The sequence below is a fragment of the Sphingopyxis granuli genome (genome assembly GCF_001559015.1).
In the GTDB taxonomy this organism is placed as follows: domain Bacteria; phylum Pseudomonadota; class Alphaproteobacteria; order Sphingomonadales; family Sphingomonadaceae; genus Sphingopyxis; species Sphingopyxis granuli.
Genome location: NZ_CP012199.1, coordinates 3,998,580 through 4,024,801 on the forward strand (window position 1 = coordinate 3,998,580; position 26,222 = coordinate 4,024,801).

Here is a 26,222-nt window from a genome sequence, read left to right on the forward strand (position 1 = left end):
GCGATTTCCTTGGTATATGAACTGAAAGAGGCGGCTTGTGCGCCGCCGGGCCGCTGATTGCGGCCGCTGGTCGATCGTCAGGCGCGAAGGCCCGCGAAAAAGGCTATTCGAGCGCCCGGTCGATGCGGCCGAGCAGGCCGGGAAGATGCGGCGCCGACGAGCGCGGCGCCTTGCGGCAGGCGCAGGAGGCGCGGCGGGTCGGGGTCGGGTCGACGGGACGGCGAACCTTGTTGTTATTCTCGCTCTGGCTCGCCACATCGGCGAGCAGGACGAGCGACCCCATCGTGGCGGGCGCCAGCGGCGCGGCCACGGCCCGGTCCGCACCGGCGAGGCCGGTCAGCAAGGCCAAAAGGGTCAGCAATAACCGCAAGAATCGCCCCTCTTCAGGTTGAGCGCGCACCCCTATGCGCACGCGACGCTGAACATAGGGTGAAAGCCCTGCCACGTCTAGGGTCCTGACCCCGGATCGGCATTGCCGCTTGACGCACGGGCTTCCGACGCTCCATCCCTCGCTGACAAATATGTCAGGGAGGGCGCGATGACGAGGAAGGCAATTTTCATCACCGGCGGCGGATCGGGGATCGGCCGGGCGACCGCGCGACATTTCGCCGCGCAGGGCTGGTTCGTCGGCATCGCCGACGTCAATGCGCAAGGGGTCGACGAAACCGCGGCGCTGCTTCCCGACGGCGCCTCGTCGCGCCATGTCATGGACGTGCGCGACCGCGACCAGTGGCGGGCGGCGCTTGCCGATTTCGCGGCGGCGAGCGGCGGGCGGCTCGACGTGTTGTTCAACAATGCCGGCATCGGAACGGGGGGCCAGTTGATCGACATGCCGCCCGAGGAGGCCGACCGACTGATCGCGATCAACTTCGGCGGCGTCGTCAACGGCATCTACGCGGCGCTGCCGCTGCTCCGCGCGACGCCGGGGGCGACGATCCTCAACACGGGCTCCGCATCGGGCTTCTACGGCGTCGGGGGGCTCGCCATCTATTCGGCGACCAAATTTGCAGTGCGCGGCCTGACCGAGGCCCTCGACATCGAATTCGCCAAGCACGGCATCAAGGTCCGCTCGCTGATGCCGGGCTTCATCGACACCCCGCTGCTCGATCAGGTCAGCGCCGACAGCAACGAGCCCGCGCGCAACCGCCTGTCGGCGAACGGATATGAGATTGTGCCCGTCGAACGCGTCGCCGAAGCGGCGTGGGACGCGGTGCACGGCGACCGGGTGCATGTGACGGTGGGCAAGATGGCGAAGCGTCTTGCCCGCCTTGCCCGCTGGTTCCCCGGCCTGATCGTCAAGCAGTCGAAGAAGGTCGACGGCCTGGGGGAATAGGCCGAGCTTGACGCGCCATCCCTACTAGTCCCGCCCGACCACCCGCCACGCGAGCTCCGCGAACTCGCACAGCAGCGGCCGCGTGTCGCGCGGGTCGATGATGTCCTCGACCCCGAACTTCTCCGCGGTGCGGAACGGGCTGCGTACGCGGTTGAGCCGTTCGCGGATCGCCTCCAGATGCGCCGCCGGGTCTTCGGCCGCTTCCAGCTCGCTCTTGTAGGCGACCTCGACTCCGCCCTCGATCGGCAGGCTGCCCCAGTCGCCCGACGGCCAGGCGAAGCGGTACTGGAAGCGCTCGGCGTTCGACATCGCGCTCCCCGCGATGCCGTAGGCGCGCCGCACGACCACCGACGCGAGCGGCACCGACGCGCGGTAGATCGCGTTCATCGCCTGCACACCATAGCGGATCGTCCCCGTCCGCTCGGCCTCGCCGCCGATCATGAAGCCCGGATTGTCGACGAGGTGGACGATCGGCAGGTGGAACTGGTCGGCGAGCTTGACGAAGCGCTCGGCCTTCTCGCTCGTCTTCGCGTCCCACGATCCGCCAAGGTAGGTGGGATCGCTGGCGAGCACCGCGACCGGCCAGCCGTCGAGGCGGGCAAAGGCGGTGATGACCGCCCGTCCCCAGCGCGCGCCCATTTCGAAGACGCTGCCCTTGTCAAACACGGCTTCGGCGATGCGCCGCATCGAATAGACCTGCTTCGCCTCGCGCGGCACGGCCGACAGCAGCGCCTCCTCGCGCCGGCCCGCAGGGTCGCGGTTCTTCGTCCGCACCGCGCGATCGTGGATCGACGACGGCAGATAGGACAGGAAGCGGCGGGCGCGCGCGAACGCCTCCGCCTCGCTTGCCACCTCGTCGTCGACGACGCCGTTGCGCGTATGCACGTCGCTGCCGCCCAGTTCCTCGCGGTCGAGCGTGTCGCCGATCGCCGCCGCGACCGCCGGCCCCGCCGCGAAAAGCTGCGACAGGCCGCGCACCATCAGGCTGTAGTGGCTCGCGACGACCCGCGCCGCGCCCAGCCCGGCCGTCGGCCCCAGCGCGAGCGCGACCACCGGCACCGTATCGAGATTGGCGATGATCTGGTCCCAGCCGGGCACATGCGGGATATAGGTATAGCCCATGTCCTCCAGCGTCTTGACCGACCCGCCGCCGCCGGTGCCGTCGATCATGCGGATCAGCGGCAGGCGATATTCGTGCGCCATCGCCTCGCACTGGATGAACTTGCGGTGCAGTGCCGCATCGGCCGCGCCGCCGCGCACGGTGAAGTCGTCGGCGCTCGCGACCACCGGCCGCCCGTCGATATTGGCGCGGCCGAAGATGAAGTTGCTCGCAGCCAGATCTTCCAGTTCGCCGTCGGGGCCATAAGTGCCCCGTCCCGCGATCTGCCCGATCTCGCGAAAGCTGCCCGCGTCGACGATCGCGGCGAGCCGCGCCCGCGCGTCCATCTTGCCGCGGCTGTGCTGGCGCGCGACCTTTTCGGCGCCGCCCATCTTCTCCGCCATCGCGCGCCGCGCGGCGAGTTCGGCGACTTCCTTTTCCCAGCTCATCGCGCGACGCTAGCTTACGTTGACGGAAACGTCATTCCCATTTTCTCCCCTCCCGTTTACGAGAGGGGACAAAGGGGAGAGAAGAGATATGACCGACATCACCCTCGCAGGCCGCACCGCGCTCGTCACCGGCGCCTCGCGCGGCATCGGGCGCGGCATTGCGCTGGCGCTGGCCAGGGCGGGCGCCAATATCGCGGTCAACTATACGCGCGATGGCGAGGCCGCCGCCGAAACGGTGGCCGGGGTGATCGCGCTCGGCCGCAAGGCTCGGGCCTATCAGGCATCGGTCGCCGACGAAGCGGCGTCCGCCGCGATGGTCGCCGCGATCGAGGCCGATTTCGGTCCCATGTCGATCCTGATCAACAACGCCGGCATCGCCAGCCGCGGCCGGACCGTCGCCGACACCGACGCCGCCGAGGTCGAGAAGCTGCTCGCCATCCACGCGGTCGGCGCCCATCGCGTGTCGCGCCTCGCGCTGCCGCAGCTTCGCCGGCACGAGCGCAGCGACATCGTCGTCATCTCGAGCGTCGCAACGCTGAACCACGCCGCGAACGGCGCGCCCTACAACATGGCGAAGGCGGCAGCCGAGGCGCTGGCGCTCACCCTCGCCAAGGAAGAGGTGCGCAGCGGCGTGCGCGTCAACATCGTCGCGCCGTCGCTGACCGTCAGCGACATGGGCGAGCGGCTCGCACGCGCGATCACGGGGCAGGACGACATCCATCACCTCGACGCCAGATTTCCCTTTGGCCGCGTACCTACGCCCGACGATGTCGCCGCGGCGGTGCTGTGGCTCGTTTCCGACGCCAATCCCTATTGTTCGGGGCAAAAGCTCAACATCGACGGCGCCGGACAGGGAAGCTTTCGCTGACCCCCGTACCGTCGCCCCTATGACCCGTCCCCATGATCCCGAGGTCCGATCCATGAAATCCTTCGCCGCCCTTGCCCTTGCCGTCCTGCTTGCCGGCTGCGCCGCCGCCCAGTCGAAGGAACCGCGCGCCGTATCCGAAACGGCGCCGCCCGCCGGCCCGATGTTCGAGCCGACCGAGGTGCGCTCGGCGGGGTCGGTGACGGTCGACGGCGTCGCCATCGCCTATCAGGCGGTGGCTGGCACGCTGGTCGTCCATCCGAAGGGCTGGACCGATACGCTCGCCGCCGAACGCCGCCGCGACAAGGATGCCGGAAAGGACGTCCCCGACGCCGAGGCGTCGATGTTTTACACTGCCTATTTCAAGGAGGACGCCCCCGCCGAGAGCCGCCCGATCACCTTCTTCTTCAACGGCGGCCCCGGATCGCCGACGCTGTGGCTGCATATGGGCGCCTTCGGCCCGGTGCGCGTCGAGACGCCCGATCTCGTTCACGGCAGCGCGCCCTATCGCATCGTCGCCAACGACCAGAGCCTGCTGGGCGTCAGCGACCTCGTCTTCGTCGACGCGCCGGGCACCGGCTTCAGCCGCGTCGCGGGCAAGGACAAGGCCGACGCCTTCTTCGGCGTCGATCAGGACATCCACGCCTTCACCGTCTTCATCCGCGATTTCCTGTCGAAACACGGCCGCTGGAAATCGCCCAAATATCTCTATGGCGAAAGCTATGGGACGATGCGCGCCGCAGGGATGACGCTGGCGCTGCAACGGCAGGACATCGACCTCAACGGCGTGATCCTGCTGTCCGACATCCTGAACTGGGACCTCATCCCCGACGACCCGCAGCTCAACCCCGGGGTCGACCTGCCTTATATCGTGTCGCTGCCGACCTATGCCGCGACCGCCTGGTACCACAAGCGCGCCGCGGGCAATCCTCCCGAGTTGCGCCCCTTCCTCGACGAGGTCGAGAAATTCGCCACCACCGACTATGCGCTGGCGCTGATGAAGGGGAACGGGCTTCCCGACAATGAACGGCAGGCGATCGCCGCAAGGCTCCACGCCTATACCGGCCTGCCGCTTGCCTATCTGCTCAAGACGAACCTGCGCATCGAATATGGCGCGATGCAGAAGGAACTGCTCGCCGACAAGGGGCAGACGACCGGGACGCTCGACACGCGCTTCACCGGGCCGACGCTCGACCCGCTGAGCAAGACCGCCTCCTACGATCCGCAGGGCAGCGCGATCGGCGGCGCCTACACCGCGGCGTTCAACGATTACGCCCGGCGCACGCTCGGCTATGGCGAGGGCCGGCATTACGAGAGCAGCCTCGGCGTCTATGGAAGCTGGGACTACAAGCACGAACCGCCCGAGGCCGGCAGGCCGCTGATCGCCCTCCCCAACGTGCTGCCCGACCTGGCGGCCGCGATGAAGCAGAATCCGCAAATGAAGCTGCTCGTCACCGGCGGCTATTTCGACGTCTCCACTCCCTATTTCGCGGGCTGGTACGAGCTTCAGCACCTGCCGGTTCCCAAGGAGCTGCAGGCGAACATCGCCTATAAATATTATCCCGCCGGCCACATGGTCTATGTCAACGTCCCGTTGCTTCGCGAGATGCGCGCCGACGTCGCCGATTTCATCCGCCGCACCGACAATATCGACTGATCCGCGCGGCGGTCATCTCATCGCGCCGAAGCCCCGTCATGCGCCCCGACTCGCCCTCGCCGCTCGTTCCCTTCCTCGTCGCCTGCGCGGGGATCGCGACCTATTCGTCGATGGACGTGCTGATGAAGGGGCTGTCGATCGGCATCGGCGCCTATAATGCGGTGTTGTGGCGCACGATGGCGGGAAGCGTGCTGAGCGGTCTCGTCTATTTCGCGGCGCGGCCGGCGCGCCCCGATGCCGCGACGATGCGAATCCACGCCTGGCGCTCGTTGTTCGTCACCGGCATGGCGCTCGGCTTCTTCTGGGCGCTCGCGCGGCTGCCGATGGCCGAGGCGATCGCGCTCGCCTTTGTCGCGCCGCTGCTCGCGCTCTACATGGCCGCGATCTTCCTCGGCGAGCGGATCGGGCGACGCTCGATCGCCGCGTCGCTGCTGGGGTTCGCGGGGGTGCTGGTGATCGTCGCGGGCAAGCTGCGCGGCGGCGGGCACGACACGCAGGCGCTGTGGGCGGTCGGCGCGGTGTTCCTTTCGGCGGTCTGCTACGCCTACAACCTCATCCTCGCGCGGCGGCAGGCGAAGATGGCGGGGCCGGCGGAGATCGCCTTCTACCAGAATTTGTTCGTCGCGCTGTTCCTGTCGCTTGCGGCGCCGTGGTTCGCGGCGATTCCCGCCGCCGCCTACGCTGCGCCGATCGTCGGCGCCGCGCTGCTCGCCATCCTGTCGCTGCTGCTGCTGAGCTGGGCCTATGCGCGTGCCGAGGCGCAGATCCTGGCGACCACCGAATATACCGGCTTCCTGTGGGCGATGCTGTTCGGCTGGTTTTTCTATGCCGAGCCGGTGACGCTGCCGACGATCGCCGGCGCGCTGCTGATCGTCGCCGCCTGCCTGATCGTCACGCGCAAGACCCCGCGCAGAGACCCGATCGAGCCGGCGGCGGCTTAGGCAATATTTCGCGCAAATTCACACCGCCGCGCGCGCGAGCCGGTCGTTGATTGCCGCGCCCAGCCCATCGGCGGGAATCGCGGCGACCGCGATCCGCGGCTTTACGCTCGCCGCTCCCGCATGCAGCGCGTCGAACAGATGCGCCGCCGCCTCGGTCGCGTCGCCCGTTTCGCTCAGGCAATAGTCGCCGCGCAGGGTACCGAAGCCGATACCGAACTCGTCGGGTGCAAAGGAAGCCGCGCCCAGCCGCACCGGCTTGCCCGGCGCATAATGACTCGCGAGCATTCCGGGGGCAACGACGTCGGCCCCCTTGCGTCCGCGAACGGGGAGGCCGCTGGCTGCGCCGAGCATCGCCGCCGTCACCGGCCCCGGTCGCAGCACCTCGACCGCGCCGTCCACGACCCGCGCGATCGTCGATTCGACCCCGGCCGTCGTCGCGCCGTCGTCGATCACCAGCGCGATCCGTCCGTCGAGGCTCGTCAGCACATGCGCCGCCCTCGTCGGGCTCACCCGGCCGCTGGCGTTGGCGCTCGGCGCGGCGAGCGGCGCGCGGCTGGCGGCAAGCAGCGCCCGCATCGCGCGGTGCGCCGGCACGCGCAGCGCGATCGTGTCGAGCCCCGCCGTCGCGATGCGCGCAACCGGGCAGTCGCGCGTGCGCGGCACCACCAGCGTCAGCGGCCCCGGCCAGAAGCGCACCGCGAGGGTGCGCTCGGCCGTGCCGAACACCCCCAGCGCCTCGGCCGCCGTCAGATCGGGCACATGGACGATCAGCGGGTTGAAGTCAGGCCGCCCCTTCGCGGCATAGATGCGCGCGACCGCATCGGCGTTCCGTGCATCGGCGGCGAGGCCGTAGACCGTTTCGGTCGGCACCGCGACCGGAAGCCCCTGCGCGACGAGCGCCGCGGCGCGCGCGACCGTGTCGGCGTCGAAGGCGCGGACTTCGGTTGCCATACTCTCGATTGGACCATCGGCCATGCCGCGCTATAGCGCCGGCTGCAACGGAATCACCCCCTAAAACGGGACGCTTCATGACCTATACCGCGCCGACCACCGAACAGCTATTCGTCCTCGACCATATCGCCCGCATCGACGCGATGGCGCAGCACGAGCGCTTCGCCGCCGCAACCCCCGACATGGTCGAGGCGATCGTCACCGGCATCGGCGACTTTGCGGCAGAGGTTTACGCGCCGCTCAACCGCGTCGGCGACGTGAACAATCCCCGCTGGGAAGACGGCAAGGTCACCATGCCGCCGGGTTTCAAGGAAGCCTATCGGCAGTTCGTCGAGGCGGGCTGGGGCAGCCTCGACGGCCCCGCCGCCTATGGCGGGCAGGACCTGCCCTTCACCCTCGCGACCGTGGTGATCGAGGCGCTGGGCAGCGCCGACATGGGCTTCACCCTGTGCAACATCCTGACTCCCGGCGCGATCCACGCGCTGATGGCCTATGGCACCGAGGAACAGCGCCAGACCTGGCTCCCGAAGCTCGTCACCGGCGAGTGGAACGGCACGATGAACCTGACCGAGCCGAGCGCGGGCAGCGACGTCGGCGCGCTGCGCTCGACCGCCGAGAAGGTGACCGAGGGCGAACATGCCGGCCTCTACCGGATCAGGGGGCAGAAGATCTTCATCACCTTCGGCGAGCACGACCTCACCGACAATATCGTCCACCTCGTCCTCGCGCGCACGCCGGGCGCGCCCGAGGGGACGCGCGGCATCTCGCTGTTCCTCGTCCCCAAATACCGGCTTGACGCCGAGGGGCGGCCGACGATTTCGAACGGCGTGCGCTGCGCATCGATCGAACACAAGCTCGGCATCCACGGCTCGCCGACCGCGGTGATGATCTATGGCGAGGAGGAGGATTGCCTCGGCGAGATCGTCGGCGAAGAGATGGGCGGCATGCGCGCGATGTTCGTGATGATGAACAACGCCCGCCTGATGGTCGGCTGTCAGGGCGTTCAGATCGCCGAACGCGCGCTGCAGCAGGCACAGCGCTATGCCGCCGAGCGCGTCCAGTCGGCGCTCGCGGGTTCGCCCGACCGGACCCCGGTGACGATCGAGCATCATCCCGACGTCAAGCGCATGCTGTGGCGGATGCGCGCACAGACCGAGGCGGCGCGCGCGCTCATCTATTATGCGTCGGCGCAGACCGATTTCGGCAAGCTGGGCGACGCCGCCGCGGCGTTGCGCGCCGACGTCCTGATCCCGCTGGCGAAGGCGCATGCGACCGACATCGGCTGCGAGGTCGCGAGCCTCGGCGTGCAGGTCCACGGCGGCATGGGTTTCATCGAGGAGACCGGCGCCGCACAGCATTACCGCGACGCGCGCATCGCACCGATCTATGAAGGCACCAACGGCATCCAGGCCGCCGACCTCGTCGGACGCAAGCTCGGCCTTGCCGGTGGCGAGGGCGTGCGCTCGCTGATCGCCGACATCGCACACGGCGGCGTCGATTTCCCCGAACTGACGCAGCTTGCCGAAGCGTGCGGCGCGGTCACCGACTGGCTCGAACAGGCGAGCATGCCCGACCGGCTTGCGGGCAGCTATCCCTATCTGACCATGCTCGCGACAGCGACCTGCGGCTGGCTGATGGCGATCGAGCATCGGGCGGCGAAAGCGGCGCTCGAAGCGGACGACGGCGATGCCGCCTTTCTGGGATCCAAGATCGCCTCGACGCGTTTCTATCTTCAGCAGATCGTGCCCGCCGCGACCGGTCTGGCCGCCGCCGCGCTCGCAGGCGACGCCGCGCTTCCCACGCTACCGCGGATCGGCTGATTTTCGCCGGGGTCGGGCACATGATTAACGCGATGATAACCATCGCGTCCTAAGCACGGCGGGCAATCGCTGGAGACGTGCGTGCCCAATCCGGTCAGAAGTCTGATCATCAGTTGGCGGTCCATCGGCCTGTCGCTGCTGTTGAGCGTGCTCGTCGGCCTGTCGGCGGCCGCGGTGCCGCTCGACCGGCTGGTCGAAGCGGCCATCGGCCGGTTCGCCTGGCGGCCGGTGTCGGGCGATATCGTGGTCGTCGCGATCGACGAGCGAACGCTCGACAATTCCCCCAAATCCAGCTTTTCACTGACGCAGCATGCGCAGGTCGTCGACGCGGTCAATGCCGCCGGCGCGCGTCGGCTGTTCATCGACTTTCTCTACAATCGGCGCGAAGCAGACAGCGACTTTCCTCGACTCGTCGCGGCCGTAAAGCGCATGGGCGATCGCGTCGTGCTGGGAATGGCCCCCGGTTCGGCAACACCCGATGATCCGCAGCGCTCGTTTCTGCCCAGTCCCGCTTTCGGTCCCGCGGCGCAGCATGCCAGCATTCGGCTGGATTACGATTTCTGGCAAATCTGGCGCATTGCAACCGCCGTCTCCGTCGAGGGAAAGGCGGTTCCCAGTTTTTCCGCGCTGCTCGCACAAAGGTCGTTCCCGATCGAGGATTTTGCGATCGACTATTCTTATCGGACCGACTCCATTCACACCTACTCGGCTATCGACCTGCTGTCGGGCAAGGTCGGACGGCGCGAGCTGGCGGGCAAAGATGTCATCTTTGCCCCCGCAGCCTCCTCTTATCAGGATTCGCACTTCTTGCCGGGACATAACCTCGTCCCGGGAGCCTTTATCCATTTGATTGGCGCCGAGACGTTGAAGCGAGGCGATCCGGCCGACATAGGCTGGATGCCCGCGTTCGCGCTTGCCTTACTCACGACACTGGGCGCCGTAGCCGTTCGCCGCGGCCGATGGTTCAATGCGATAGCGCTGGGCACGATCCTCGTGCTGATCATCGTCAAGGTCTGGCTGACGACGATGCTCGTCACCGGTTCGATCGGCGCCGCGCTGGTTCTGATCGGAGTGCTTGGCGCCAATGTCTCGCGCCGCCGCCGCCGCGAATCGGCGCTCCATGAAAATCCCGTATCGGGGCTGCCCAATTTCGAGGCGCTGCGATCGCAGGCGCCGTTCGGAAGTCACACCGTGATTGCGGCAAAACTGGTCAATTTCGGCGATCTCGTCGCCTTCCTGCCCGGTGAAGGCAGCCAGCAGCTCGTCGAGCAGGTCGCGCGCCGCCTGCAGCTCGCGTCGCAGTCGACGGCGCTGCACCACGACCCCGACGGCAACTTCGCCTGGCTCGTCCCATTTTATCAGCATAGCCAGATCGAGGCGCAGCTCGCGGGTCTCGCCGCGCTGTTCAACGCCCCGCTGACGATCGGCGGCGCGCGCATCGACGTCGCGATCGCCTTCGGCGTCAACGACGAGTTCGAGGGATCGAACGCGCAGCGGCTGGCCGCGGCGCTGGTCGCCGCCGATCACGCGGTTCGCACCCGCACGCTGTGGACCAAACATATGCCGCGCCAGCAGGAGGACGCCGGCTGGCAATTGAGTTTCCATTCGCAGCTCGAGGACGCGCTGACCGGCGGCGACATATGGGTCGCCTTTCAGCCGCAATATGGCATCGCGACCGGCCAGCTGGTCGGCGTGGAGGCGCTGGTGCGCTGGACGCATCCGACCCGCGGCCCCATCCCGCCCGACGAGTTCATCGTCCAGGCCGAGAAGAGCCAGGACATCTATCGCCTGACGCTGTTCGTCATGGACCAGGCGATCCGGTCGGCGGCCCAGCTGCATGCCCGCGGTCTCCACGCCAACATGTCGGTGAACCTGTCGGCGGCGTTGCTCGACCATGACGACCTCGTCGGCACGATCCGCGTGATGCTCACGGCGCATCATCTGCCGCCCGAATTGCTGACGATCGAGATCACCGAAACCGCGCAGATCGAGAACAGCCGGCAGGCGCGCCAGACGCTGGCGCAGCTTCGTCGTGCCGGCATCCGCCTGTCGATCGACGATTATGGCACCGGCCAGTCCAACCTCGAATATCTGACCGAGATCGAAGCCGACGAGATCAAGATCGACAAGCGATTCGTGATGACGATGCGCGATTCGCAGCGCAACTTCGAAATCGTCAAATCGACCATCGATCTGGCGCATCGTCTGGGCGCCGTCGCGGTCGCCGAAGGGATTGAGGACGCCCCGACGATGGCGTTGCTCCATCAACTCGGCTGCGACGTCGGACAGGGCTATCATCTTGGAAAACCGCAGTTGTTTTCCGATCTGGTCGCGTCGATCTTCCCCACTTCCCACAGCCGCATCGCATAGCTGCCAATCTGGCGGCAATCCCATTGGTTAAGACTCGATTTACCTTAAAAATTAAGGTATACGCGCGGTTAACTGTTCTTTTCGTGGGGCAGTGCCGACAGGAGATTGATCATGGGTTGGTTTTGGGGTTGGCTTGGCGGCTCCGGCAGCGTCATTGGCGGCGCGCACGCCTAAGCCTTGAAAAAATTGCAGGAAGGGCCTCGGCATCGCCGGGGCCTTTTCTTTTTGGGCGAATGGCGATTCGGGATGGAGCCATTTCCATCCGCGCCCGGGCCCCGCTGCCCCCATCCCGCTCCCTGCCGTGACACGGCCGTTGACGGCCACGCATCTGAAAGCGTCGAACCCGCGGAATAGCGTGACCGGCGCGCATCGCGGAGCGGGCGCGAGCGATGAACCGAATCAAATCAGCGACGAATCGAGTCGGTAATCGGGCATTTACTCTCTTGCATCCCTGCGCCGAAGTGGCACTATAGGTGGTGGGTGATCCGTCGGGGGGCCCCAAGAAATTGTATCTGGCTGCAAATGGCGGATTTCCGTCGCTCTTCGTGCAGAGGGGCGGGAAAAGGGCGTGGTGCGCCAAATATGTCCCACCCGACGCGCCGAAAGATGCTAGGCTGGGGCTTCGCCCCGAGTCGAACAAGACAAGAACGAAGGCGCCGTCGCGCGCCATGCAAACGGGGTGAAGCAGGATGGATTTTCGCGAGACCGAACGGGTGGAGATGAACGACGTGGCGACGGTGGAACTGACGAGAAACGATGCGCCCGGTGCGGCCGAATCGAAGACTGATTCGCCGGTCGTCGGGCAGGGCGATTCAGGCGAACCGAAAGTGCACGCGCGCCGATTCGAGGTCACGACCGATTCCAGCCGCGACGCGCTGCTCACCGATTTCGGCAAGGAGACGCTGCAGGACCGCTATCTGCTGCCCGGCGAATCCTATCAGGACCTGTTCGCGCGAGTCGCATGCGCCTATGCCGACGATGCCGACCACGCCCAGCGCCTCTACGACTATATCTCGCGCCTCTGGTTCATGCCTGCGACCCCGGTGCTCTCGAACGGCGGCACCGGCCGCGGCCTGCCCATCTCCTGCTATCTGAACTCGGTCGACGACAGCCTCGAGGGTATCGTCGGCACCTGGAACGAGAATGTCTGGCTGGCCAGCCGCGGCGGCGGCATCGGCACCTATTGGGGCAATGTCCGCGGCATCGGCGAACCCGTCGGCCTCAACGGCAAGACCAGCGGCATCATCCCCTTCGTGCGCGTGATGGACTCGCTGACCCTCGCGATCAGCCAGGGCAGCCTGCGCCGCGGTTCGGCCGCCTGCTACCTCGACATCTCGCATCCCGAGATCGAGGAGTTCCTCGAGGTGCGCAAGCCGTCGGGCGACTTCAACCGCAAGGCGCTCAACCTCCACCACGGCGTCCTCCTGACCGACGAGTTCATGGAAGCGGTGCGCGACGGCGTCGAGTTCAATCTGCGCAGCCCCAAGGACCAGAGCGTCCGCGGCACCGTCGACGCGCGCGGGCTGTTCCAGAAGCTGGTCGAGACGCGGCTCGCGACCGGCGAGCCCTACATCATCTTCATCGACCAGGTGAACCGCATGATGCCCAAGCATCACCGCGACCTGGGGCTGAAGGTCTCGACCTCGAACCTCTGCTCGGAAATCACGCTGCCGACGGGCCGCGACCATCTGGGCAACGACCGCACCGCGGTCTGCTGCCTCTCGTCGCTCAACCTCGAAACCTGGGACGAGTGGAGCGGCGACAAGCCGTTCATCGAGGACGTGATGCGTTTCCTCGACAATGTCCTCAGCGACTATATCGACCGCGCGCCCGACGAAATGGCGCGCGCCAAATACAGCGCGAGCCGCGAACGCTCGGTCGGCCTCGGCGTCATGGGCTTCCACAGCTTCCTCCAAGCGCGCGGCCTGCCCTTCGAGGGCGCGATGGCGAAATCGTGGAATCTGCGCATCTTCAAGCATATCCGCGCGCAGGTCGACCAGGCGTCGATGCTGCTCGCCAAGGAGCGCGGCCCCTGCCCCGACGCCGCGGACCAGGGCGTGATGGAGCGTTTCAGCTGCAAGATGGCGATCGCGCCGACCGCGTCGATCAGCATCATCTGCGGCGGCACCAGCGCGTGCATCGAGCCGATCCCGGCGAACATCTACACCCACAAGACGCTGTCAGGCAGCTTCGTGGTCAAGAACCCGCACCTCGAATCGCTGCTCGTCGACAAGGCGAAGAACAGCGACGCGGTGTGGAATTCAATCCTCGAAAAGGGCGGCAGCGTCCAGCACCTCGACTTCCTGACGCAGGACGAGAAGGACGCGTTCAAAACGAGCTTCGAGATCGACCAGCGCTGGCTGCTCGAACTCGCCGCCGACCGCACGCCCTATATCGACCAGGCGGCGTCGCTGAACCTGTTCATCCCGGCGGACGTCGAGAAGTGGGACCTGCTGATGCTCCACTATCGCGCGTGGGAACTCGGTATCAAGTCGCTCTATTATCTGCGGTCCAAGTCGGTGCAGCGCGCGGGCTTCGCGGGCGGTGTCGAGGCCGATAACACGGCCGAAGCGCCCAAATACGAACTCACGGCCGAAAGCACCGATTACGACGAATGCCTGGCGTGCCAGTGATGCGCGCACGCGCATCCCTGTCCCGCGGCAAGCGCCGCCACGCATCCTCCGCAGCCCTCGCGCGTTATTCCGACGCGAGGCGGGCTGAAGCGGAGCATGGCGATGAGCGACATCATCCACTACCCGATCCTGACGGCGCTGTTCACGCTGGTCAGCTTCGTCGCGATGATCTGGCTCATCATCAACGCGCGCGGCGTGGCGCGCCTGTTCGCCAAGCGGACCAACGATCTGGAACCCGGCCCGGCACCGCGCGGCGTGACGGCATCGGCGCGCGCGGTGTGGATCGCGATCGTCCTGTTCGTTCTCGGCGGATTCGGCGCCTTCCTGATGCTGTTCCTGAGCGGGGAGCGTCAGGAGATCGACGCGATCGACGGCCGCGCGACGCTCGGCGCGCCCTATATCCCGCCCGCCGGCTGACGCCGGCACGGGCACCGGGCCCGCGTACCCCCTTCTATCATGCCGGACGCCCGCCGGGCCGTCCGGCATCTGCCCTTGTCCGCCCTGCCGCTGCCATTGCCTGACGAAAGAAACGAACCATGCCTCTTCTCGAAGCCCGCAAGACCTATAAGCCCTTCGAATATCCCTGGGCCTATGATTTCTGGAAGCGCCAGCAGCAGATTCATTGGGTGCCGGAGGAAGTGCCGCTGGGCGAGGATTGCCGCGACTGGGCGCAGAAGATCAGCGACCACGAACGCAATCTGCTGACGCAGATCTTCCGCTTCTTCACCCAGGCCGACATCGAGGTGCAGGACTGCTACCACGAAAAATACGGCCGCGTGTTCAAGCCGACCGAGATCAAGATGATGCTGACCGCGTTCAGCAATATGGAAACGGTCCATATCGCGGCCTATTCGCACCTGCTCGACACAGTCGGCATGCCCGAAAGCGAATATGGCATGTTCCTCGAATATGAGGAGATGCGCGCCAAGCACGACTATATGGGCACCTTCGGCGTCGACAATGACGAGGACATCGCGCGTACGCTCGCGATGTTCGGCGGCTTCACCGAGGGGCTTCAGCTCTTCGCCAGCTTCGCGATGCTGATGAACTTCCCGCGCTTCAACAAGATGAAGGGAATGGGTCAGATCATCAGCTGGTCGATCCGCGACGAGAGCCTGCATTGCGAAGGCATCACGCGCCTGTTCCACGCCTTCGCCAAGGAACGCGACTGCCTGACCAAGGCGGTGAAGGAGGACATCATCGACTGCTGCCAGAAGACGGTGCGGCTCGAGGATGCGTTCATCGACCTGGCGTTCGAGCAGGGACCGGTCCCCGGCATGACGCCCAAGGAGATCAAGCGCTATATCCGCTACATCGCCGACTGGCGCCTCGGGCAGCTCGGTTTCCAGCCGATCTACATGATCGAGGAGCACCCCCTCCCCTGGCTCGCGCCGCTGCTCAACGGCGTCGAGCACGCCAACTTCTTCGAAACCCGCGCCACCGAATATTCGAAGGCGGCGACGCGCGGCGACTGGAACAGCGTGTGGGACAGCTTCGACAACCGCAAGAAGGCGAAGGCGAACGACGACGCGCCGGTCGACGAAGCCGAAGCCGACGGCGAGGACATGTTCGCCAAGGCGGGCATCGCGGCGGAATAACCCTTCCTCACCCCCTCCTGCTTGCGGGGAGGGACGGCGAGACTTATGGGCTCCGTCCCATCGATCACAGTAGCGGGGCGGGCATCCGGTGTCCGCCCCGGACGCTTAGGAACGAGAAGTCAGAGACGACGGAATGACCGAAAAGAAGAAACTCAAACTCCTGATCCTCAGCCAGCCCCAGCGCGCGACGCTCGAGGGTCTCTCCAACCGCCGCCCCCAACTCGCCGCCGATCCCATCCGCGACGAGCTCGTCGCGCTGGGCCTCGTCGCGCAGCAGGGCGTCAGATGGGCGCTGACCCCGACGGGCAAGAAGGTGCTGGCGGCGAACTCCAACCGGCGGAACAAGGGCGGATTTTCGGTTTAAGGCGGTTATTCCGGTCGCTCCGGGTTCCCGGACGATCCTGCAACGGGGAATCGCCCCCGAATGCCCGGCATCAATGCACCGACACCGAACCGCCGGGGCTCCGCATGCGGCCCACCGCGAACATCACTCCGCCGCGCACCGCCTCGGGCGAGTCTTCGAGCAGGTAGAGCTTGACCAGTTCGCGCGTCACCTCGCTGTCGTCGTCGACGACCAGCCGGAGCGACGCGATGCCGAGGTCGTTGCGTTCGATCACCACGTCGCGGATCAGCGCGAGCGGCCACGCGGCGTCGGTGCCGCGATAGAGCTGCGCGCCGTCATGGACGATCCAGGCATCGCGGCGGCGCCACGCGCGGAAGAAGCCGACGAAGCCGAAGATCGCCGCCGCAAGGGCCGCGGTCACCACCAGATTGCCGAACAGCAAGTTCAGCGCGACCTCCGTCACGTTCGCGCCACGTGCCTGCCGCGCGATCAGGCCAGCCGCCGCCAGCGCGCACAGCAATTGCCCCGCCAGCAGCGGCTTCGCCCTCAATCGGCCGATCACGATCATCCTCGAACCCCGGTGCGTCATCGCCCGGTCCATAGCATCGCCGCCGCACCGCGCCAGCCCGCGCGTCCCGCCCCGCCACGCCGCTCCGCTCTCCCGCCACGACGGGTTGCGGGCGACCGCTTTGCCCGACTCGGCGCGCACATGGTACGCTGATCCGGAAAAGGAGAAATGCCATGCAGGTCGTGACCGAAGGCGATCGCCGCAAGGAGGTCCGCGCGCTCCTCTATCAGATTCAGGCGCATCCCGAGCGCGACTGGACCGCGGCGCGCCGGCGCATCGCCACGTTGAACCGGCTCATCGCGACGCGGCCCGCATCCCGTCACTGACGCCTCGCGCCGAAGTCGGAAGCCCGCTGCAAGAGCGAATCGGAAAGCCGATGGTCTGCAACGACCATTCCGCTGCCGCCGGCCGCGTTCGTCGCAACCTCGCGGCGTCTCGGCGCTTTTCGCCATCCTTCCGGATTCAGCATAAGCGTGTGTAAGAAATAGGTAATTTCCAACGGCCGCGTCTGATCAGGCAGTCGGCGCGACTTGGCGCCATGCAACAGCGCCGCCGATCCTTCGTTTTACCCGCATCCGTCCCCTCGCGGACTCCCCTATCCGATGGAGAATGATGATGCGCAAGACGATGATGATATTCGCCGCGGGCACCGCGCTGCTTGCGGTCCCCGCGTTCGCTCAGCTCGATGTCGGCGGCGCCGTTGGCGGCACGCTCGGCGCGCAGGTCGATCCGGGCGCGACGGTCGGCAACACGGTCGACCGGGTGACGCAGCCGGTCGGCGACACGGTCGACCGCGTCGACGGCACGGTGAACAGAACCGCCGATGCGACTAAGCTGACGCTCGCGACGCGTGAAGAGGTGCGCGCCGGCGTTCAGATCACCGACACCAAGGGCAAGAGCATCGGCACGGTGCAAAGCATCGATGGCGACAATGCGGTGGTGGTCGATGGCGGCAAGCTTTACAATGTGCCGCTTTCCTCGCTCTACCGGCAGGCTGACGGCGCGGCGGGCACGCTGGTGACTAAGCTGCCGAAGGCCGGCCTCGAGGCGCGCGGCAGCGCCGAGGGCGAGACGAACGCCGACGCAACGACGCGCTGAGGCCAAGTAAAAGCCCGGCCGCCGCGATCCGCGTGGCGACCGGGCGCGTATCGAACGGAGCCGGCCCGCGTGTCTGGCTCCGTTTTTTCATGCGCAATCGATCGCCCGAACGGGAAGGGGCTAATCTCGGCTTTTGCCAAAAGGAAATGGCCCGCCCCGGGGCGTCGGGACGGGCCAGTTTCGGTACCGGGGTGCCGGATTGCACCCCCGGCCCTCTGGTTATCCGATCATTCCTCGAACAGGTCGACCGCGTTCGCGGCGTTCGCCGACAGGCGAACCGTGTCGCCATCGACCGAAGCGACGAGACCCGCCGGCAGATAATGATGCCGGCCGTCGCCGCTGTCGGCGCGGGTCAGCTTGATCCGCTCGCCGTCGAGATGATAGACGGTACCGATATGGACGCCGTCGGCGCCGATGACATGCATATGTTCCTTGATCGCGCTATGGTCGTGATCGGCCATGGTCTGTCTCCTTGCCGCGCCGCCGTCCGTTCCGCGGCGACGATGGAGGTCATACGCGCAAGGCCCGCTTCGGCTCCGCCCGCTCCGACGAACCGCCCGAAAGCTGCGGTCGCGCAGCGCCTCGCGACAGGATGGGGTCTGTCAGGGCGCGCCGCGCGGTTCGTCGTCTTCGATACCGCCCGGCCCCAGTTCGGCCTCTTCGTCATCGTCGCTGCGCTCGCCGCGATAGGCGTCCATGTCGATCCGGCCCGATCGCTCCATCTGGCGCATATGGTCGACCAGATCCTCGGCATCGTCACGTTCGTCGCGCGCCTTCGTCTTCCGGCTGTCTTCGAGCGGGCGAGCGCGGCGCGCGGCCTCGGCGACAGTCTGGGCCTGCGCCTCCTCGTCCTGCTGTTCGCGGTTTCGCGCCTCGGGCGCTTCATTCTTGTCGTTGCGGGGTTCGTCGACCATGACCGGCTCCATCGCTGGGGGATGACCGGGAAACGCCCGAGGCGCCGCGGCCGTTCCGTCAGGCGGCCGCCGTCAGCAGCTTGTTCTCGATGATGCGGACGAAGACCTCGGGATCCTGCGCGCCGGGAATCAGCATCCGGCCGCCGAGAATAAAGGCCGGCACGCCGGTGATATTGTTATCGGCCCAATACGCCTCTTCGGCGCGGACCTCCTCGGCATAGGCATCGCTCGCGAGGATCGTGGCGGCGCGCGCGGGATCGAGGCCCGCCGATGCCGCAACATCGACCAGCACCTGCGGATCGCCGACGTCGCGATTGTCGGTGAAATGGGCGCGGAAGAGCGCGAGCTTCAGCGCAGTCTGCACGCCGGTCGCCGCCCCCACCGGTTCGACCGCTTCGCATGCAGCCGCCCAGGCGAGCAGCCGGTGGGCGTCGAAGCTGTTGCGCATGCGGAACGCGGGCCCGCGATTGAAGACGAAGCCCAGTTCGGCGGCCACGCCGGCGAGCCTTTCGCTGCTCGCGCGGCTTTGTTCGGCGCTGATGCCATATTTGCGCATCACGTGGCTCGCCGCGTCCTCGCCCTCGGGCGGCATGTCGGGGTTGAGCTCGAACGGGTGCCAGCGGACGCGAAAGGCCAGCCGCCCCGCGAAATGCGCCATCGCCTGCTCGAAACGGAGCCAGCCGATGATGCACCAGGGGCACATCACGTCGGACACGATGTCGACGTCGAGGCGCGGGATTGCCGTGTCGGTCACGATTGTCCTCCTGCGCACCGCCGTGCGTGTTGACCGGATTCAGGAAGGCGAACGGCGATCCTTGCCCGAACGGCGATCGTCACCGCTGCGTCGCTCCGGCCCTTTGTAATTCGGGTCGTCCGCTACCCGCCGGTCACCCGAGCGCCGATCCGCCCGGTCCCTCTTGTCCTGATCTCGCGACATGGTCTTCCTTTCCCGCACGAAAAGGGAAAAGCTGCTGCGACCCGCGAAACATTATTCACATTATCGGCGAAAAGACAATCGGCGGAGTATCGAAGGCCCGGATCAGCCGCCCTGCGAGACGGCGCCGTCCGCCAGGGCTGAGCGCGACAGGGTCCACCAGGCCCCGATCATCAGCGCCGTGGACAGCGCCTCGATGATCATCGCCTGGACGATGCCGCCGTTGACCACATCGCCGCTCGCAGCGCCGATCAGGCGGCCGAGAAGCGCGGTGCCATAGAGCGCCGCCGGGACCAGCAACGCGCGAAGCCAGCCGGGCACGAGCGCCCCGACCGCCGCCCCGCCGGCCGCGACCAGGAAAAAGGCCGACATGTCGGCGCGCACCGTGTTCGCGGCGGCGCCATCGATGCCGATGCCGAACTGTTCGACATAGGTGGCGGGATCGAGCACGCCCCGCACGCCCAATATGGCGAACAGCAGCGCCCAGAGCAGGACCGCGCCGCGCAATACCCAGTTGATCATCGCTCTTCTCCCTTGCTGGCCGCAGGCTGCGGCATCGCCGGGAAAAGTGCAATCCCATCCTTGCACGCCGCGAGGGGCGCGCCGCGCCTCGGATCAGGCGGCGTCGGCCGCGAAGCTTTCCTCGATCCACCCGCCGCCAAGCACCCGGCTCGCATCGCCGGCGTCATAGAACACCGCCGCCTGCCCCGGCGCGACGCCATATTCGGGCGCCGCGAACAACAGCCGGTCGCCCACCATGCGCGCCGGCACCGGCTTCGCCATGCTGCGGACCTTCGCCAGCACATCGCGCCCTTCGACATCGGCGAGCCAGTTCGCCTCGCCGAGCCGCGCGCCCGATACCGCGAGCGCCCGCCGCGGGCCCACGACGACGCGCTTCGTCTCCGCCTCCAGCCGCACGACATAAAGCGGCTCGGCCTGCCCGCCGATGTCGATCCCGCGGCGCTGGCCGACCGTGTAGTGGATCAGGCCCTTGTGCGCGCCGAGCAGGGTGCCGTCGACATGGACGATCTCTCCCCGGTCATCGGCTTCAGGCCGCAGCTTGCGCACGAGTCCCGCATAGTCGCCGTCGGGGACAAAACAGATGTCCTGGCTGTCGGGCTTGGCCGCGACGCCGAGGCCGAGTTCGCGCGCGATCTCGCGCACCGCGCTCTTTTCGAGCCCGCCGAGCGGGAAGCGCAGGAAATCGAGCTGCTCCTGCGTCGTCGCGAAGAGGAAATAGCTCTGGTCGCGCGCCGGATCGAGCGCGCGGTGCAGTTCCGCGCCGGCGGGGCCCATCACGCGCCGCACGTAATGGCCGGTCGCCAGACAATCGGCGCCCAGATCGTGCGCGAGCTGGAACAGGTCGGTGAACTTGACTCCCATGTTGCAGCGCACGCAGGGGATCGGGGTGCGCCCGGCGAGATATTCGTCGGCGAACTGGTCGATCACCGTGTCACGAAAGCGGCTTTCATGGTCGTAGACATGATGCGCGAAACCCAGCCGGTCGGCAACGGCGCGCGCGTCGCGGATGTCCTGACCTGCGCAGCAGGCACCGACGCGCTTCGCCTTCGCGCCATGCTCGTAAAGCTGGAGCGTCACCCCGATCACCTCGGCGCCCGAGCGCGCGGCGAGCGCCGCGACCACGCTCGAATCGACGCCGCCCGACATGGCGACGACGATTCGCCGGGCCTTCAGCGGTTCGGCGAGCTGGAAATCGCCGAGTCGGTCGGGGGTGAGCAGGGCTGCCATGATGGCCGCCATCTAGGGACGATAGCGGCGAGATGCCAGTATTTCCGGGGTGTCCGTCAAAATATTGACGGAGGTTAAGCTTCGCTAACAAGCCCTGAAATGAGCATTTACGCGGCCTTAGGCGGTTGCCGCTAGACGGGTGGCATGAACCTTGTGCCGTCCGATCTTCCGCCCTTCGCCGGTGCGGCCCGCCTGTCGAAGCCCGGCTTCGACATATTGCTGGCGGTGTCGAGCGCGCGGCAGGCGGCGTTGCCGACGGTGCGGATGATGCGCGAGCGCACGCACGGCGAAGCGCATGCGGTGCGGGTGGGCGCCGTCCGCGACCTGTTGGGGGGCAGGCACGGCGCCATGCAGGGCATGGCGGCGCGACCCGCGCGCTTCTTCGACCTGTCGCCCGAAACGCAGGATTTGACCGAAACCGTGAACGGTCCGTTTACCAGAGGGTTTCAGCCGATGTTGAGCCCCGCCTTTCTAGACCCGCGAATGTCGGTTGAACCGATCCCCCCCGTTGCAGACATTATGGAATGAGCATGATCGAGAATCAGAAAATCCGCCCGGCCCAGGTCATCGGCCCCCTCGGGGAACCGCTGACGCTGGACACGCTGCCGCCGCCGAACACCACGCGCTGGGTCGTCCGACGCAAGGCCGAGGTCGTCGCCGCGGTCAACGGCGGGCTGCTGACGGTCGACGAAGCGTGCGAGCGCTATAGCCTGAGCCTCGAGGAATTCGCCGGCTGGCAGCGCTCGATCGACCGGAGCGGCATGCCCGGCCTGCGCGTCACGCGCATCCAGCATTACCGCGACCTCTACGAGCGCCAGCAACGCTTCTGACCGCGGGCATCGCTGGACGAAAGGGGGGCGCCTTCGGGCGCCTTCTTTTTGCCCCGCACCCCGCCCCAGCGGCGGCGGGATCAAGAAAGAATCGCCTTGCTTCCGATATTTGACGATTTTCCTGCAACCGATGCGTTCATCCCGCGTTAAGCCCCCGAGTCAAACTTGGAGAGAACTCGATATGCGCAAGATTGTGATCACCCTCGCCGCCGCGTCGGCCCTCGCGCTGGGCGCTTGCCAGAGCCCGCAGGCCGACAAGGTCGAGGATCAGGCCGAAGCCCAGGCGGACGCCATCGACGCCCAGGCCGACGCCATGCCCGAAGGCCCCGCCAAGGAAGCCACCGAGGCGAAGGCCGACGCGGTCGAAGAGGCCGGCGAGGCCAAGGCCGACGCGATCGACAACGGAACCGTCGCGCCTCCCCCGGCGACCGTGCCGCCCGTCGACGAGAAGAAATAACGCGAACGTCTCGCCCGAGGCAAAACAAGGGCGCCGGAGGCTTGGTCTCCGGCGCCCTTTGTCATGAGCATGATCGCAGAGAAGATCGCCCGGCCGAAACCGCTCAGTCTTCGTCCTTGTAGATCGCAACCTTGCGCTCGCCGGCGCTGGTCGCCTTGCCGCGATACATGCCCGGCGTGTTGAACGACCAGTCGGCGGTGCCGCCGGGCCCGGTGATGATCACGCCGCCGGTGCCGCCCAGCGCCTCCAGTTCGGCCATGACCGCGTCGGCCGCCTGCCTGGGCGTCTCACCCTTCATCCGGATGCGCGCGCAGATTTCGTGCGCCGCACCGACGCGGATGAAATATTCCCCTGCGCCGGTCGCCGACACCGCGCAGGCGCGATCGTCGGCGTAGGTGCCTGCGCCGATCACCGGCGTGTCGCCGATGCGGCCCCAGCGCTTGCCGGTGAGACCGCCGGTGGACGTCGCCGCGGCGACATGCCCCTCGACGTCGACGGCGACGGCGCCCACGGTGCCATATTTGCGATCGACGTCATAGGAACCGAGCTGCTTCGCCTTCATCCGTTCGAGCTGCCGGCGGCGCTCGGGCGTCGCGAACCATTCCGGATCGACCTGCTGCAGGCCCTGCTCGACCGCGAAGCCGTCGGCTCCGGCGCCGCTCAGGAAGACATGCGGGCTCTTTTCCATCACGGCGCGCGCCAGGCTGACCGGATGGCGCGTCCGCGTCACGCCCGTCACCGCGCCCGCCGCCCGGGTGCGGCCATCCATGATCGCGGCGTCGAGTTCGTTGCGCCCCTCCCAGGTGAAGACCGCGCCGCGGCCCGCGTTGAAATGCGGATCGTCCTCGAGCACCTTGATCGCCGCCTCGACCGCGTCGAGCGAACTGCCCTTGGCCGCGAGCACCGCACTTCCCGCATCGATTGCCCGATCGAGCGCAGCGCGAATCTCCTTGTCCTGTTCGGGCGTCAGGCGATCGCGTTCGATCGTGCCGGCACCGCCGTGGATCAGGATGGTCCAGCCCGGCGGGGCCGAGGCCTGCGATGGCGACTGAGCCCCGGCGGCCGGCGCGGCGACGAGGGAAAGAGCGCCGAGAAGGAACAGAAAACGCATGCGGGACTCCCCTGTTGCGGTGGACGATCTTCGGACCGGGCGCGCCGTCAGGCGAACAGCCGGTCGGGACGGATATGATGCGGCTCGACGCCATGCTCCGAAAGCAGCCCCGGCCACGGCAGGCCGAACAGCAGCGCCTCCGCCGCCATCGCCATCGCCGGCGACGTCTGGAGGCCGTAGCCGCCCTGCCCCGCCAGCCAGAAGAAGCCGGGTGCGTCGGGGGCGAAACCCGCCGTCGGCACCTTGTCGGCGACGAAACTGCGAAGTCCGGCCCATTTGAGCGCGATCCGGCCTACCGACAGCGTTGTCGCCTCTTCGATGCGCCAGGCGGCGAGCGCCATCTCATAATCTTCGGGCTGGACGTCGCACGGCGGCGACGGCGTGACGTCCATCGGCGACACGAGCAGGCGCCCGGCGTCGGGCAACATGTAGAAGCCGTCGTCCTGAACCGTCTTGAGGAAAGGCCAGTCCGCGATCGGGATGCCTTCAGGCGGGTCGAACCCGATGATCGTGCGCCGCAGCGGCGTCAGGCCGAGCGGCCGGACCCCCGCGAGCACCGCGAGTTCGTCGGCCCAGGCGCCCGCCGCATTGACCACCGTCTTCGCGGCATAGCTTCCTTCGGCGGTGTCGACGATCCACTCGGTGCCGTCGTGCGCGATCCCCGTCACGCCGGCGTTGAAGCGGATCTCACTCCCCGCCGCGCGTAGCGCGCGCGCATTGGCCTGGAGCAGCAGGTCGGCGTCAAGCTTTCGCCCGCCGGTATCGAGGACACCCGCCACCGCGCCCTCGCCTCCGACCTTCAGGACCGGCACGATCGCCTGCATCTCGTCCGGGCCGACCCGGGCGATGCTGTCCGTGAAGCGGCGCATCTCCGTTTCGAGCGCGACCAGCTCATCCATGTGCTGCGGCGTGGCGATGAACAGCGCCGCCTTTTCCTGCCACAGCGGCACGTCCGAATAGCCGGGCGGCGGATCGGCGAAGAAGAAGCGGCTGGCCGCGGTCAGACCGCGCACCACATCGTCGCCGATCCCGAAATGATAGAAGGTCGCGCTGCGTCCCGACGAATGATAGCCGAGCGCGCTTTCCCGCTCGAGCAGCACGGTCGGCGCATGCCTTGCGAACAGCGCGGCGGCGGATACGCCCGCGATCCCGCCCCCGATCACCACGATCTCGACGCGCTTCAACGGCTGCTCCTTTTCGTTTCATGCGGGTTGTTCGTCGGCGGGCGGTGGCGCGCGACCAGCGCCCTGACCGCCGCGATGTCGAGCGCCTCGCCGCGCGCCGCCGGCGCCTCCGCGGTTGCCTGCCGCTCGATCGTCGTCGCCATCAGCAGCGAATTGTAGATCGCCTCTTCGGCGGCTTCGGCAGCGGCGACGAACAGCGGCGAGACGGCATCGTTGGACAATTCGGGATAGGCCGCGACCCGGGCGCGGCGCGCGGGCGTACGGCGCACCTCGGCGGCGGTCGAGAAGGCGATGGCATAATCGCCCGAGCCGTTGGAAAAGGCCGATCCGGTTCGCGCCAGCCCGGCGATCGCGCGATGCGCGAGACGGGTCAGGTTGCGGTCGCCGAGCGGCGCGTCGGTCGCGACGACCAGGATGATCGAGCCGTCCGCCGCCGTCCGCTCGCCATGGTCCTTCAGATAATAGCGCCCCAGCGCCCGGCCGACCGGCAGGCCGTCCATGACCAGCGTGCCGCCATAGTTGGTCTGGACGAGGACGCCGACGCGATAGCCGCCCAGCGCCGGCGGCAGGACCCGCGAGCTCGTTCCGATCCCACCCTTCCAGCCGAACGCCATGGTACCGGTGCCCGCGCCGACGCTGCCTTCGGCGACCGGCCCCGACCGCGCGCCTTCGATCGCCGCGACGACGTCGGCGCGGGTGATCGCCCGCTTGCGGATAGCGTTGAGATGGCCGTCGTTGGTTTCGCCCGCCACGGCGTTGACCGACCGCACCGATTCATTCCCCGGCTGGCGCAGCGTCCAGTCGACGATGCCGTCGATCGCCTGCGCGACGTTCAGCGTGTTGGTGAGGACGATCGGCGTCTCGACCTCCCCCAGTTCGGCGACCTGCGTCGTGCCCGCGAATTTCCCGAAGCCGTTCGCGACGACGACGCCCGCCGGCACCTTGTCCTGAAACAGATTGCCACCGTGCGGCAGGATGGCGGTCACGCCCGTGCGGACGTCGGCGCCCTCGATCCGTGTCACCTGTCCGACGCGAATGTCGCCTACGTCGGTAATGGCATTGAGCGGCCCCGGCGCGAACAGGCCGGGCGCGATGCCTATGTCGCGCGCCCGAACGCGCTCCGCGGCCGCGGGAGCCGGCTTTTCCGCGTCATGCGCCCACGATCGACCCAGATCCCCGAAGGCTGCGCAAAGCAGCCCAAGACCGACGAAAGCGGAAAGGCTGCGGGAAACGGAAGATGGACGCAAGGATCGGCTCCGCGGCGGGACAGGAAATTCTGCCTATACGTCCGCGGTCCCATTGGCAAAAGGGATTGCGG

Annotated in this window: 27 protein-coding genes; 15 read left to right on the top strand and 12 right to left on the bottom strand. The window is 67.3% G+C overall.

The window, feature by feature from the left end:
* Nucleotides 1–103: 103 nt before the first annotated feature.
* Nucleotides 104–370 (bottom strand): hypothetical protein, encoded by a 267-nt coding sequence (locus SGRAN_RS18335; protein ID WP_067186025.1) that lies wholly within the window; start codon nt 368–370, stop codon nt 104–106.
* 168 nt (nt 371–538) lie between these two features.
* Between SGRAN_RS18335 and SGRAN_RS18340 the strand changes: the two genes are divergently transcribed.
* Nucleotides 539–1,333 (top strand): SDR family oxidoreductase, encoded by a 795-nt coding sequence (locus SGRAN_RS18340; RefSeq protein ID WP_067186027.1) that lies wholly within the window; start codon nt 539–541, stop codon nt 1,331–1,333.
* Between the two features lie 24 nt (nt 1,334–1,357).
* Here SGRAN_RS18340 and SGRAN_RS18345 read toward each other — a convergent pair whose 3' ends face one another.
* The gene (locus SGRAN_RS18345) at nt 1,358–2,881 is read right to left on the bottom strand and encodes an acyl-CoA carboxylase subunit beta (protein WP_067186029.1); all 1,524 of its coding nucleotides are present in this window, start codon (nt 2,879–2,881) and stop codon (nt 1,358–1,360) included.
* A gap of 88 nt (nt 2,882–2,969) precedes the next feature.
* On the opposite strand from SGRAN_RS18345, the gene SGRAN_RS18350 reads away from it, so the two are divergent.
* The 3 genes from SGRAN_RS18350 to SGRAN_RS18360 are packed head-to-tail and all read left to right on the top strand — an operon-like array spanning nt 2,970 to nt 6,344.
* Nucleotides 2,970–3,749, top strand: coding sequence for an SDR family NAD(P)-dependent oxidoreductase (locus SGRAN_RS18350; protein ID WP_067186031.1), 780 nt, complete (start codon nt 2,970–2,972; stop codon nt 3,747–3,749).
* 52 nt (nt 3,750–3,801) lie between these two features.
* Nucleotides 3,802–5,403 (top strand): S10 family peptidase, encoded by a 1,602-nt coding sequence (locus SGRAN_RS18355; protein ID WP_067186033.1) that lies wholly within the window; start codon nt 3,802–3,804, stop codon nt 5,401–5,403.
* A gap of 38 nt (nt 5,404–5,441) precedes the next feature.
* Nucleotides 5,442–6,344 (top strand): DMT family transporter, encoded by a 903-nt coding sequence (locus SGRAN_RS18360; RefSeq protein WP_067186035.1) that lies wholly within the window; start codon nt 5,442–5,444, stop codon nt 6,342–6,344.
* 18 nt (nt 6,345–6,362) lie between these two features.
* On the opposite strand, the gene SGRAN_RS18365 is transcribed toward SGRAN_RS18360, so the two are convergent.
* Nucleotides 6,363–7,295: an L-threonylcarbamoyladenylate synthase gene (locus tag SGRAN_RS18365; RefSeq protein ID WP_067186037.1), complete on the bottom strand. Its 933-nt coding sequence runs from the start codon at nt 7,293–7,295 to the stop codon at nt 6,363–6,365.
* Between the two features lie 77 nt (nt 7,296–7,372).
* On the opposite strand from SGRAN_RS18365, the gene SGRAN_RS18370 reads away from it, so the two are divergent.
* The 6 genes from SGRAN_RS18370 (at nt 7,373) to SGRAN_RS18395 (ending at nt 16,080) form a co-directional block, all read left to right on the top strand.
* Nucleotides 7,373–9,115 (top strand): acyl-CoA dehydrogenase, encoded by a 1,743-nt coding sequence (locus SGRAN_RS18370; protein ID WP_067186039.1) that lies wholly within the window; start codon nt 7,373–7,375, stop codon nt 9,113–9,115.
* Between the two features lie 81 nt (nt 9,116–9,196).
* Entirely contained in the window at nt 9,197–11,485 is a 2,289-nt protein-coding gene (locus SGRAN_RS18375) for an EAL domain-containing protein (RefSeq protein ID WP_067186041.1), read from the top strand.
* Between the two features lie 689 nt (nt 11,486–12,174).
* Nucleotides 12,175–14,118 carry a ribonucleoside-diphosphate reductase subunit alpha gene (locus tag SGRAN_RS18380; RefSeq protein ID WP_067186043.1) on the top strand — a complete coding sequence of 648 codons (1,944 nt, stop codon included), beginning with the start codon at nt 12,175–12,177 and terminating at the stop codon, nt 14,116–14,118.
* Nucleotides 14,119–14,220: 102 nt separating this feature from the next.
* Nucleotides 14,221–14,535, top strand: a complete 315-nt coding sequence (locus SGRAN_RS18385) for a hypothetical protein (RefSeq protein ID WP_067186045.1) — start codon at nt 14,221–14,223, stop codon at nt 14,533–14,535.
* A gap of 119 nt (nt 14,536–14,654) precedes the next feature.
* Complete coding sequence (locus SGRAN_RS18390; protein ID WP_067186047.1) at nt 14,655–15,716, top strand: ribonucleotide-diphosphate reductase subunit beta; 1,062 nt, start codon at nt 14,655–14,657, stop codon at nt 15,714–15,716.
* 133 nt (nt 15,717–15,849) lie between these two features.
* The gene (locus tag SGRAN_RS18395; RefSeq protein WP_067186048.1) at nt 15,850–16,080 is read left to right on the top strand and encodes a hypothetical protein; all 231 of its coding nucleotides are present in this window, start codon (nt 15,850–15,852) and stop codon (nt 16,078–16,080) included.
* Between the two features lie 70 nt (nt 16,081–16,150).
* On the opposite strand, the gene SGRAN_RS18400 is transcribed toward SGRAN_RS18395, so the two are convergent.
* Nucleotides 16,151–16,627, bottom strand: a complete 477-nt coding sequence (locus SGRAN_RS18400; protein ID WP_237233561.1) for a hypothetical protein — start codon at nt 16,625–16,627, stop codon at nt 16,151–16,153.
* Nucleotides 16,628–16,800: 173 nt separating this feature from the next.
* Between SGRAN_RS18400 and SGRAN_RS22710 the strand changes: the two genes are divergently transcribed.
* Both SGRAN_RS22710 and SGRAN_RS22715 read left to right on the top strand, forming a co-directional pair.
* Nucleotides 16,801–16,953: a hypothetical protein gene (locus SGRAN_RS22710; protein WP_172709677.1), complete on the top strand. Its 153-nt coding sequence runs from the start codon at nt 16,801–16,803 to the stop codon at nt 16,951–16,953.
* A gap of 289 nt (nt 16,954–17,242) precedes the next feature.
* Entirely contained in the window at nt 17,243–17,725 is a 483-nt protein-coding gene (locus SGRAN_RS22715) for a hypothetical protein (RefSeq protein WP_210434172.1), read from the top strand.
* Nucleotides 17,726–17,952: 227 nt separating this feature from the next.
* Here SGRAN_RS22715 and SGRAN_RS18410 read toward each other — a convergent pair whose 3' ends face one another.
* From SGRAN_RS18410 to mnmA, 5 genes are all read right to left on the bottom strand, one after another.
* A complete protein-coding gene (locus tag SGRAN_RS18410; protein WP_067186052.1) occupies nt 17,953–18,186 on the bottom strand; it encodes a DUF2171 domain-containing protein in 234 nt (77 codons plus the stop codon).
* Between the two features lie 141 nt (nt 18,187–18,327).
* Nucleotides 18,328–18,639, bottom strand: a complete 312-nt coding sequence (locus SGRAN_RS18415; protein WP_067186054.1) for a hypothetical protein — start codon at nt 18,637–18,639, stop codon at nt 18,328–18,330.
* Nucleotides 18,640–18,697: 58 nt separating this feature from the next.
* Entirely contained in the window at nt 18,698–19,393 is a 696-nt protein-coding gene (locus SGRAN_RS18420) for a DsbA family oxidoreductase (protein WP_237233562.1), read from the bottom strand.
* 285 nt (nt 19,394–19,678) lie between these two features.
* The gene (locus SGRAN_RS18425) at nt 19,679–20,095 is read right to left on the bottom strand and encodes a hypothetical protein (RefSeq protein WP_067186056.1); all 417 of its coding nucleotides are present in this window, start codon (nt 20,093–20,095) and stop codon (nt 19,679–19,681) included.
* A 93-nt stretch (nt 20,096–20,188) separates the two neighbouring features.
* Nucleotides 20,189–21,322, bottom strand: a complete 1,134-nt coding sequence (mnmA, locus tag SGRAN_RS18430) for a tRNA 2-thiouridine(34) synthase MnmA (protein WP_067186058.1) — start codon at nt 21,320–21,322, stop codon at nt 20,189–20,191.
* A 144-nt stretch (nt 21,323–21,466) separates the two neighbouring features.
* Here mnmA and SGRAN_RS18435 point away from each other — a divergent pair, with 144 nt between their 5' ends.
* From SGRAN_RS18435 to SGRAN_RS18445, 3 genes are all read left to right on the top strand, one after another.
* Nucleotides 21,467–21,850 carry a hypothetical protein gene (locus SGRAN_RS18435; RefSeq protein ID WP_067186060.1) on the top strand — a complete coding sequence of 128 codons (384 nt, stop codon included), beginning with the start codon at nt 21,467–21,469 and terminating at the stop codon, nt 21,848–21,850.
* 2 nt (nt 21,851–21,852) lie between these two features.
* A complete protein-coding gene (sciP, locus tag SGRAN_RS18440; protein WP_067186062.1) occupies nt 21,853–22,152 on the top strand; it encodes a CtrA inhibitor SciP in 300 nt (99 codons plus the stop codon).
* A gap of 181 nt (nt 22,153–22,333) precedes the next feature.
* Nucleotides 22,334–22,609 (top strand): hypothetical protein, encoded by a 276-nt coding sequence (locus SGRAN_RS18445; RefSeq protein WP_067186063.1) that lies wholly within the window; start codon nt 22,334–22,336, stop codon nt 22,607–22,609.
* 103 nt (nt 22,610–22,712) lie between these two features.
* On the opposite strand, the gene SGRAN_RS18450 is transcribed toward SGRAN_RS18445, so the two are convergent.
* Genes SGRAN_RS18450 through SGRAN_RS18460 form a run of 3 tightly spaced genes read right to left on the bottom strand, consistent with a single transcriptional unit; the run spans nt 22,713 to nt 26,151 of the window.
* A complete protein-coding gene (locus SGRAN_RS18450) occupies nt 22,713–23,720 on the bottom strand; it encodes an isoaspartyl peptidase/L-asparaginase family protein (RefSeq protein WP_082737348.1) in 1,008 nt (335 codons plus the stop codon).
* A 47-nt stretch (nt 23,721–23,767) separates the two neighbouring features.
* The gene (locus SGRAN_RS18455; RefSeq protein WP_067186065.1) at nt 23,768–24,904 is read right to left on the bottom strand and encodes an NAD(P)/FAD-dependent oxidoreductase; all 1,137 of its coding nucleotides are present in this window, start codon (nt 24,902–24,904) and stop codon (nt 23,768–23,770) included.
* Nucleotides 24,901–26,151, bottom strand: a complete 1,251-nt coding sequence (locus SGRAN_RS18460) for a DmpA family aminopeptidase (protein WP_311880090.1) — start codon at nt 26,149–26,151, stop codon at nt 24,901–24,903. Before SGRAN_RS18460 ends, SGRAN_RS18455 begins: the two co-directional genes overlap by 4 nt.
* Nucleotides 26,152–26,222 lie beyond the last annotated feature (71 nt).